Genomic DNA, 7,327 nt, shown 5'->3' with positions numbered 1-7,327 from the left:
TGGTTTTTGCAAAGGCGCGACAAGGGCTGTCGTACCAAAAATCACGCTTTCATTCGTACCTTGCTGATCGGTGTATGCAGCCTGAACACTGATCACAGCTCCAACATCAGCTTGAATCAGGGTGTAATTGTCCCCTGTTGCACCTTGTATCGCCTGCCCATCACGCAACCATTGGTAGCTCACGGTGCCTAAGCCGTCGACATCAGCCAATGTGTGGCTGGCGGTTAGGATTTCGCCTTGTTTGGCGATGCCGCTGATGCTTACGTTGCTTGTTGGGCTGTCATTAACGTTGGCAACCGTTGTGGTGGCGCTAGAGGTTTGGGTTTCCGCTGTACCTTGTAGATCGGTGTAGTTGGCTTTAACACTGATCTGCTGACCGACATCAGTTTGAGTCAAGGTGTAACTGTCACCCGTTGCACCATCGATGCCCCCTCCATCCCGCAACCATTGGTAACTGATCGTGCCTAAACCATCTGCGTCAGTTAATGTGTGGCTAGCGGTTAGGGTTTCGCCTTGTGTGGCGTTGCCGCTAATGGTCACACTGCCTGTTGGGTTGTCGTTAACAGGCGTAACGCTTAACGTTAGCGTATTGCTGTTAGTGGCGTATGCTTTTCCATCTGAGACCTGAAAGGTAAAGCTGCTGTAGTTACTACCGTTGGCGTTTGCTACAGGCGTGTACTTTAGCTGGCCTGCGTCAAGCTGAGTCTTTGTAATCTCTGCATTCAGGCTTATCGCATTGCCATCCAAGCTGAGGCTACCCAGAGCAGGCAGTGCCGTAATCTTCATTGTACTTAAGCTGTCATTAACATCACTGTCATTAAAGCCAAAGTCAGCAACCTGTAGGGTATATGTGCTGTCTTCGTTCAGCGTTAGGCTCTTATTAGTACCTGTTGGCAACGTGTTATTGTTGGCGGTAACGGTCGAGACTAGAATTGAACCTGTTGTGGTATCCGCACCACCATTAGCGATACCACCATCGTCTTGTATAGTGGTTAAAAAGACAACGCGACTGGCTTCAGTTAAGGTGGTTGCGTCATTGCGATACTTCAGGCTATGAATTAAGTTTTGTATATCCGTTACAGTGTTATTACCCGCAGAGGTATCAATGGTTACAGTTGTAGGTACACCGGTCACAACTGTTACGGTATAACCACCAGTAGTAATATTGGTGCTAGCATTACTGGTTAAATCAACATCAGTGCCATTGACCACCAAAAACTCTTTAGCAGTATCCGTTACATTACTGATGGTGAGTACCAGTTGTTTAATACTTTGACCAGACTCAACCGTGTTAATTTGTGCATTACGGAATAAATTAGTCGCCTGAGTACCAGAAAAGAAAAATGGATTCTCCCCCTGTCCAATCAAACTAGGTGCATCATTGACTGCGGTAATATCCAACGTGTAGGTGGCATCAGGTGAGCTATGCCCCCCTTCATCCGTAACCTTCCAGTTAAAGCTAGCAGCCCCCGTACCAGCCAAGTTAGTCGTGGGCGTGAATTTCAGCTTGCCAATATCTGCGATATTGATATTGACCGTACCGCTGAGATTACCTGCGGTTGTGTCATATTGAACACCCCCAACGGTGGAGGTACCCGCAGTGCCTGCTGAGTCTAGGGATAAAACACCACCAACAACGGTTGAGGTATTAATGGTGATATATTCAAGTGTTTGATTACCTGCATCCCTTACAGTTGGCAGTTCGGTTGCAGATAAACTGACCGCAGTGTCTTCATTAACACTATCGGTATAGCTTGTTGCAGTAGGCTTAGTGCCATCCACTACCGTTACGGTTGAGGCGATTCCCCCTGTTGACCAAGTGTCGTTACCACTGTTTGCGGTGCCGCCATTATCTTTGACTTCTGTGAGGGTAATGACCCGCGCACCTTCAGTGAAGGTGCCTGAGGTGTTTTCATAGGTCATCGCATTCAGAATGGCTTCAACCGTAGCCTCTGCAATGCCTGCGTGGGTTAGCGTGACCGTTGCGGTTGTACCTGTAACTGAAACAGCATAGCCAAGGCTATTACCTGTTGTTGTGCCTGATGTCGCATTGGTCAAAGTAACCGCAGTGCCGTCAATATTGATTTTTTCATCCGCACTGTCTTTTAAGCCACTAACCGTGAAGGTCACACTTTTGACCAAGTCTCCGGTATCTGGCACTGCCACATCAATTGCTGTGCTATTGAATAAGTCAGTGGCTGCACCATTGATGGCGTTACCACCCGTGCCTGTCGCACTGACTGTCGGTGCATCATTCACCGGAGTAAAATTGACGGTAATGGTGGTTGCATTTGCACTTGTACCACCCTCACCATCATTGACCGAGATAACAACCGTATCGGTGGTAACGTTGTTGGATGATCCGGTATAGGTGATGTTGGAAGCGGTTGCCAAGAAACTGTTAATTTCAGCAGCAGTACCCGTTAGCGTAATGGCATTGGTGCCGCTGTTACCAACAACGACGCCACCTGAACTTGTAGCGGTAAGCACTGCGGCAGTATCGGTTGCTGTCAGCGTTGCCACGACATCAGCCGTGGTATCCACGTCAGCAAATACAGGGGAGCCCGTGATCAGGTTGGTCGCGGTGTCTTCAATAGCGGTAATAGTTGTGGTGACACCTGTTAGCGTAGGGGCATCTTCAACCGCTGCTAGGTTGACCGTTAAGGTTGCGGATGCAGAGACATCACCGCCCGCATCGGTTACCGTATAAACCACACTGCCGCTACTGGTGGAGTTGGCAGTTGGTGTGAACTGAATCAGCGTCAGATCGGCAATATTGATTTTGCTGCCCGCTGTTAACGCACCTGCGGTCGCTAATGTAGAGCTATCCGTTGCCGTACCAGCCGTTGGTGAGCCTGTTAGCGCCAACGTACCGCCGGATACACTGCTGATGGTGATATACTCCAGCGCATCAACAGCATTAGCCTCTTGAACCAAGACAATCTCTGATGTGGTCATGGTAAACGGCGTATCTTCAGTAGCCGCTTTGGTGGCGTTTGTTGCCGACGGGGTATCGCCATTCACCACATTGATGGTCGAAGTGATAGACACCGCTAGCGTATCATCACCGCTGTTAGCCGTACCGCCTGCATCTTTAACTTCGGTTAAGGTAAATACACGGTTACCTGTGGTGACACCCCCCAGTGTATTTTGGTAGGTCATGCCGTTTAGGGCAGTCTGGAAAACCGTATTAGCCGCAGCTGCCCCCGCAGCCCCTGTAATCACAACCGTTGCGGTGCCTGCGCTATATGTGACGGCATACGCAATATTCCCACCCGTTGCATTGGTCGAGCCGACAGTGGTCATTAAATCGACTGTAGAACCGTCAATGATCAGCTTTTCATTTGAGCTGTCCGCAAGCCCGCTCACGGTAAAGGTTAGGCTGGCAATGTTCTGACCTGTCTCTACCGCACTAATAGTTGCACTAGAGAAAACAGAAACCGCTGCCCCTGCACCTGCCGCTGAACCATTGTCACCTGTAGCGGTAGCGGTAGGCTCGTCGTTCACCCCTGTAATCGTAATCGTTGGGGTTAAACTGTTGGAATTGCTACTACCATCATTCGCAATAATGCTGAGCGTGTCGTTGCCGCTCTTATTGGCACTGGTGGCATAGGTAATATTTGTGGCACCTTGACTGCCTAAATAACTATTCAGCTCAGATACGGTGCCCACCAGCGTGATGGTATAAGCATTCACTTGGGTCACATCAACATTATTGATCGTGCCTGTTGCCGTGGCTGACAGTGCCGCGCTGGTGTCTGCCACACTGAGGGTTATGGTGATATCACCTGTGGTATCGACATCCGCCAGACTAACCCCTGACAGGTTCATCGCCGTTGCAGGTGCATCTTCAAACTGAGCAAGCGTCGGCGTACCCGACAACACTGGCGCATCATTAACTGCACTGATATTGATATTGCTATCGGTAGCGTTCAGGTCAATATCACCCGATCCCGCCCCGTCATTGATTTTGATGTCTACCGTTGCGGCGGGGCTGCCATTATCATTTGCAGCGCCCGTGTACTGAATATTGGAGGCGGTATTGATATAGCTGTCTATATTGGCCGCTGTGCCCGTCAGGGTTAAGGTTCCGGTGGTTGAACCCCCAATCGCAACGCCACCGCCACTGCTGGCAGTAAATGTACCTTCAGTCGCCGTTAGGGTTAAAACAACGGTTGCATCACCATCTACATCGGCAAGCGTCATACCGCTGAGATCAAAGTTGCCTGCGGTATCTTCCGTAAAAGAGAAGCTGGTCGGAACAGCACCTGTTTGGGTTGGGGCATCGTTAACGGCGGTAATATTAAAGGTAACAGTTTTATCATCTGTACCGCCATTACCGTCGTTGGTCTGAATTCGGATAGCACCTGCATTAGTGCCGTTTAGGTTGGCTGTTGGCGTAAAGGTCAGAGAGTCCAGCGCATTGTTAACATCGGTCAGAGAACCACTGAAAGAGATAGAAGCAGAGCCATTACCGCTCAGACCAGTCAGCCCCGTGGTTGTGACAAGGTTTGCCGTACCACCAGTAATGGTCAGCGTAACGGTCTGGGTATCGCCCGCATCCGCATCGGCGATCTGAATACTATCTGCAATGGCAACAGCGGTTGCATCTTCAGAAACAGCGGGCGCTGATGGTAGGGTAATTACAGGGGCATTGTTAGAACTGGGAGCCGTAGCGTTGGCGATAGTGAAGAAATCGAACGTGTTCTGATCCGCAGTGTTATCATCAAGCGGGTCTATAACAACAACAAATTGCGTAATTCCGGTGAACGATGAAAAATTCGGCGTGCTATATGTAGTAGAACCCTCAGCAGTACTAAATGTTGCCTGCACAGTGCTGTTGTTCAGTTTCGTTCCTGTGACAGTAAAGTTAAAACCACCCGCCACGTTATACTTATTCCAATCCATTGCTGTCAGATCAAAACTACCAAGGTTTGTACCATCAGCAGCGACAGTGAACTGCACATTGTTTGCAATATTAGTGTCTTTAAAATATAGACCAGCAGGATCGTTAGTGTGGTAGTTTACTGTGCCTGAGCTTGTATCTAAAGAGAGAGTAAAGCCGGGAATAAAATTACCCGGCACAGTAGTAGGAGTAACATCTTGATTTCCATTAGATGGCAATGCCAATGTATAGTGGTAGTTCTCTATCAGATACGAATTTTCTAAGGAGCCACTTTCTATATAACCTGTGTGGTATTCTAGCTGCCAGTTGCCATCAGATGACGCCGTACCTGTGAGATCATCTGATGCGGCAACATCAGCCCCTGTCATTTGGGATAATTTGGTTACAAAGGCTTCGCCCTGTTCGCCTTCAGCCACATTACAGCCATACAATAAGATATCGGCGTCAGGGGAAAGGGATCCTTTAATGCTTTCTAGATCATTGGCATATAGATCCAGATTTTCTGAGTTAAGGGTGGAATTACCCAACTGCAGTTGTCCACTGCTACCATGAGAAAGGATATGAACAGCGTCGTAATCATTCTTTCCAGCGAGCACATCGGCAATTTGAGACAGCCCTGAAGATTGGGAGTCTATAATATAAACTAACTGCTCTTGGTCAAGAGTTTGTAGAATAGTTTCAATATCTTTTATAGATGAAGATATAAAAAATACTTCGTTTATATTGTCATTTGTTTTACCGGTATAATGTAATGCTTGCATTGATCTGTTCATATCCATCTCTTAATACAAATAAATTCCACTGATCACAAAGTAGCTGTTAATTTCTACTAGGATATACACCGTAGTACATACAAATAACATGAAAAATGCCTATATAAGGCTGAAGATTAGTGTGAGGCAGGGATCCGCCTGTATTTCCTATGAGAACAGTAGCTGGAGCCAAAGTTGTATCAGGTGAAGGTGAAAAGCTCGGATACAATATAGGGTTTCGGCTTCCATCGTTTGGGATGGCAATACATAAACCTTCAGGGTCTGTTTCTGTTCCTAGTTTACTGCTTGCACCTATGTTGCAAGTACCTGCGTGAGTATGATGTGGGATTTGACTCGTCAGCAGCGTTACAGATTCAGAGCCACCTATTTCTCCCCAATTGTAGTAAGAAAGCCCTCTCCCTTGGCCTGGGTGGATTGCAACTCGACCTCGTAGATCAGGTAATGCAAAGACCGTTCTCCCATCCCCACCAAAGGTTGTTCCTAGCAGACTGAATAGAGCTTGATTCTGGCCGATAGCCTCCAGTTGTCCATCGCAGCAAGCCCATCCACGTGGTGCATAGTTACCAGCGAACGGTATAATGCCACCGATATAAAATTCCATATTGCCTCTCCTTACATTGAATCTGCCGCCATTCTTTTGTTCAGCAGCCTGTTTACTTAGTGGCTATTTAGTAGCCCCTTTCAAATAAAATTTGCATTACTACTATTGAAACTGCATCCCGGCAGATAGTTGGTAGGCTTGAGCAAAACGATAACCATCGAAGACACCATCATGATTCGCAATAATGTCTAACTTCACAGCGCCTACTTTTAGAGCAACAATCATCCCTTGGTCTGGGGATACATGAATAATGCTGCCAGGAGAAACACCATGATTGGGTAAGGGTGATGGACTAGCCTGCAAGAGTTGAGCATACCCTTGTCCTATGACTAAGCGGGCACCGCCATATTGAGGATTGCCAGCACGAACCTGATTACATAGCTGCACTACTGACAGTTCACGCCAATTGATCAGTAAATCTTTTTCGGTGACTCTGGCTGCACTTTTTGTACAGGCGCTTATTGGTGCTTGCGGCTGCCCTTGTAGCCCATCTTGTAGTTTTAACTGGTCAATTAATGAATCAAGGATATTAGGTAGACATTCTAGTACACGGCCAAAAACATGGTTTTGCGTATCATAAGCACCTATGGTTACAGGTCTTTGTGTAATAATATCGCCAGCATCAAAGTGCTCCTCAACCTTATGAACCGTCAACTGAAGCTGAGCTTCACCGTTGCGGATTTGCCAGTAGATAGGGTCTGCACCTCGATAATCGGGCAGAGCAGATGCATGTAAATTGACCATGCCGTATTGCGGCGTTTGCACGACACTCATAGGAATTTTGTCACCACAACAAAATATGAGGCCAAGCTCACTCGCCCAAGCCTTGATTGCTGTGATTGGTACATCAATATCCATTGGCTTGCAGTACTGAACTGGAATACCTGACTGCTGCAAGTGCTGATTTAACAGTACTCGCTCCTGATCCCACTGACCAAATAACAAAACCCCTGCTAGTTGTTGTCGTTGCGCCAGCAATGCAACCAACGGAAGTGCAGCGCGACTGGAAGTTAGCAAGGTGATTTTTAGAGCGTCCATGATGCAACT

Annotated in this window: 3 protein-coding genes; all 3 read right to left on the bottom strand. The window is 47.7% G+C overall.

Annotation, left to right across the window (positions count from 1 at the left end; all coding sequences use genetic code 11):
* A partial coding sequence (locus tag B5D26_RS02735; RefSeq protein WP_159445570.1) for a DUF4347 domain-containing protein occupies positions 1–5,679 on the bottom strand: 5,679 nt, incomplete at its 3' end.
* Positions 5,680–5,725: 46 nt separating this feature from the next.
* Positions 5,726–6,280, bottom strand: coding sequence for a phage tail protein (locus tag B5D26_RS02730; protein ID WP_078744161.1), 555 nt, complete (start codon positions 6,278–6,280; stop codon positions 5,726–5,728).
* Positions 6,281–6,382: 102 nt separating this feature from the next.
* On the bottom strand, positions 6,383–7,318 hold the full coding sequence (locus B5D26_RS02725) for a methionyl-tRNA formyltransferase (RefSeq protein ID WP_078744160.1): 936 nt from the start codon (positions 7,316–7,318) through the stop codon (positions 6,383–6,385).
* Between the last annotated feature and the right edge of the window lie 9 nt (positions 7,319–7,327).

It is taken from the genome of Oceanospirillum multiglobuliferum, assembly GCF_900167095.1.
In the GTDB taxonomy this organism is placed as follows: Bacteria; Pseudomonadota; Gammaproteobacteria; order Pseudomonadales; family Halomonadaceae; genus Oceanospirillum; species Oceanospirillum multiglobuliferum.
The sequence above is the reverse complement of the archived record's forward strand: the minus strand, read 5'-3'. Positions and strand labels throughout refer to the sequence as shown.

Bases quoted from the DNA above. Each gene is read 5' to 3' on its own strand.
- B5D26_RS02730 (WP_078744161.1), bottom strand. From the start codon at position 6,280: ATGGAATTTTATATCGGTGGCATTATACCGTTCGCTGGTAACTATGCA.
- B5D26_RS02725 (WP_078744160.1), bottom strand. From the start codon at position 7,318: ATGGACGCTCTAAAAATCACCTTGCTAACTTCCAGTCGCGCTGCACTT.